The sequence below is a fragment of the Pantoea rodasii genome, assembly GCF_002095465.1.
Classification (GTDB): domain Bacteria; phylum Pseudomonadota; class Gammaproteobacteria; order Enterobacterales; family Enterobacteriaceae; genus Pantoea; species Pantoea rodasii.
The window spans coordinates 1-3155 of the sequence record NZ_MLFP01000048.1; the positions used below are offsets into that span (position 1 = coordinate 1).

Below are 3155 nucleotides of genomic sequence, written 5' to 3' on the forward strand. Positions count from 1 at the left end.
ATGGCGCCGGGCACCCGGTCGTAGAGAATGTTGCAGTGGCCCCGCAGCCCCGCTGGCACACGTCCATCCGCCGCCGTCCTGCCCTGCGCGGTTATGTATGTCAGCATCCGAAAGGCTGCCGTGCGGCGCCTCCAGCGAAATCAGAAGCGCTCCGTCGTTATCGCAGGTAGCGTGCAGAAACACGTTTTTATCCTCCGAAGCCGTGATGCAGGTGCCGGAGCCGGGAGTACAGGCTGCCGGCTGCGCCCATAAGGGGGGCGCCATGAGCACTAACAGCAGCAGCATCTTGTTCATGAACGGCCCCCCTGTATGAAATTTGTACGCCACCCGCCGTCGGGCATGGTGCGCTCCCTGGCCGATGGTGTATGCACCCTGCCCACAGGGTTATCCACCGCACGGGTGCATAAGTTCGCCTGTGCGCCGCCGGCGAAAAAAAACCGCGCGGGTGCGCGGTCAGGACGTTCCGTAAATACCGGACAATACGCCTCCCGCCGTCCGGACCTGAGTCAGGTGCAGAAGGGCGGAGACGTCAGCTCTCTTCGTTTGCTGTGCAGACGCGTTGTGTGTGCAGCGCGGGGAGTATATCCCTTTTATCTGTATGACACCGGCCCGCTTTCATGAAATAAAACGTCCGCCACGATAAAAAAATGCCCGCAAGCCTTCACGGGCTAATCGTTGATTTATGCCGTGGTGAGACGGCACCGCTTTATTAATCATTTTCCGTGACATTAATCCATGAATATCACGTTAAACAGGGGATTATCAGATTAAGTTGCATTAGGAAGGATGAAGTGCGCTAAGCTGGCGCGGACGTGCCGGCTCCCGCCATCCCGCCGTGCGGCACAGAAAAGGTGCGCTGTTCTGCCTTTTGACCGGGGCCGAAGGCATTACACTCTGATGACATCTCAACCGGGCCCCTGACGCCATGCCGCTGAAAAAATTCCGCCTCCGCACGCTTCTCATCTCACTCTCCGTCGGCGGGGTGATCCTGACCGCCTGCCTGCTGCTCGGGTCGCTGCTGATTTTTCAGAAGGGCAACATCGAGGACAGTCTGCTTGAGGGCAACATCGCCTACGCGCGCAAGCTGGCCGACACCACCGATCGTTATCTCGCCACGGCGCAGCGCGAGCTCGCCTGGAGCGCCGGGCAGATTAAGGGCCTGACCGATCCGGGGCTTCTGCGGGGCGAGACCGACCGCCTGCGGCTGCAGTCCGGCTTTTTTAATACCGTGGTGGTGGTTAACCGTGACGCCATCATCGCGGCGACTTCGCCTGAGAGCCTGAGCCTGATTGGCGTAAAGCTGCATTCCGACGCGAGCAGCCAGGCTATTGCCACGCAGAAGCCGTTTATTTCGTCGCCCTTTACCTCGGCAACGGGCAACTACGTGGTGTTCCTGTCGCAGCCGCTTTTCACGCCGGACGGCAGTTACCTGGGCTACATCGGCGGCACCATCTACCTCAAAAAGCAGAGCATGCTGAGCGACATCCTGAGCCAGCATTTCTACGCCCGCGGCTCCACCATCAGCATCGTCAGCAATGACGGCCTTATCATTTTCAGCCACGATCCGGCCCGCGTGGGAACAAAAATGGCGCTCAACTCTGCGCTGCGCAAGCGGCTGGCCACCTCGGACAGCGGGCGGTTCAGCACGGAGGCGGACGGGCAGCAGTTCCTGACGGGCTACGCCAGCCTGCACAAAACGGACTGGAACATTTTTATCACCGGGACCTCTGAGACGGTCCGGCATATCCTGGTGCGCACGGCAGAAAACGCCCTGTGGTTCCTGCTGGGCATCGTGATCCTGACGGTCGCCGTGGTGACCCTGCTGGCCGGGCGCATTGCCTCTCCCCTGGAGACGCTGGCGGGCATGGTGCGGGATGGAGGAAATGACGCGTCGCTGGCGTCGGTGAAGGCCTGGTACTTTGAGGCCGACCGCCTGAAGCAGGCCGTGGAGGAGTACCGCCACGCCGTGGCAGGCCGCATGGCCGCGCTCAGCGACGAGGCCATGACCGACCCGCTGACCGGGCTCTGGCAACCGGCGTGGCTTTAGCCTGCTGGCGGACAGGAGCCGCGAAGATGCCTCGCAGTGCGTGATTGCACTTGATATCGACCACTTTAAAAAAATTAACGACTGGTACGGCCACGATGCGGGCGATGCGGTGCTGGTGAGCCTGGCGGGCCTGCTGCGGCAGGCCTGCCGCACGGGAGACGTGGTCAGCCGCTTCGGCGGCGAGGAGTTTATTCTCCTGCTGCCGCAGACGGCGCTGGAGGATGCGGCACGGACGGCGGAGCGCATCCGCGAAGTGGTGAGCACCACGATGTTCCCGTTCGTCGGTGCCATGACGGTGTCGGCCGGCGTGGCGTCCCTGGCCGACTGTGGCAGCCGGGAAGCGCTTCTGCGTCGCGCCGACGAGGCCCTTTATGAAGCCAAAGGCGCCGGCCGTGACGCGGTCATCGTCGCCGGGCCGGAGGGATTCAGACGCTACAGGACGCCCGCCTGAGGGCTGTCAACCGGCGGCGGCGGGTCAGCACTGGCCGCGCAGCTTCCAGGACAGCCACTCGTCAAGCTCCGGCTCCGGCAGCGGCCGGGAATAGAAGAAGCCCTGCGCCTGGTCGCAGCCGTACTCCGTGAGCGCGGTAACCGTATCGGCATCCTCAACGCCTTCGGCCAGCACCGTGTAGTCCAGGTCCTTCAGCATGGCGATAATGCTGCGGGCGATAATGCGCGAGGCGGTATCGGATGAGATTTCGCTGATGAGCGTGCGGTCCAGCTTGATGACGTCCAGCGGCATGCGCCGCAGGTAGCTGATGTTGCTGTAGCCGGTGCCAAAGTCGTCCAGCGAAATCCCGAACCCGCGCAGCTTCAGCATCTCCAGCCCGCGCATCGCCGCCGGGTTTTCAATAATCCGCTCCGTCTCCAGGCACTCAATGCCCAGCAGCGAGGGGGATAGTTTCGCTTTTATCATCTTCGCCTCCAGCGCGTCGGCAAAGCCCTCGCGCGCAAAGTCCCGGCTGCTGGCGTTTATGGTGACGGGAAGCTGAATGCAGCTGTTGCGCAGCCGCGTCAGGCGGCCGATGGCGCGGTCCGTGACCCAGGCCGTCAGTTCGCTCAGCAGTGACGTCTGCTCGGCCAGCGGCAGGAACAGCGCGGGTGAGAG

General features: G+C 62.7%; 2 protein-coding genes and 1 pseudogene. 1 reads left to right on the forward strand and 2 read right to left on the reverse strand.

Annotated elements, in window-relative coordinates:
• On the reverse strand, window positions 1–294 hold a 294-nt coding region (locus tag HA45_RS27750), incomplete at its 3' end, for a hypothetical protein (protein ID WP_211280921.1).
• A 631-nt stretch (window positions 295–925) separates the two neighbouring features.
• Here HA45_RS27750 and HA45_RS23195 point away from each other — a divergent pair.
• A pseudogene (locus HA45_RS23195) lies at window positions 926–2498 on the forward strand (sensor domain-containing diguanylate cyclase).
• A gap of 24 nt (window positions 2499–2522) precedes the next feature.
• Here the strand turns inward: HA45_RS23195 and HA45_RS23200 are convergent.
• The coding region (locus HA45_RS23200; protein WP_143808513.1) for an EAL domain-containing protein at window positions 2523–3155 on the reverse strand (633 nt) is incomplete at its 5' end.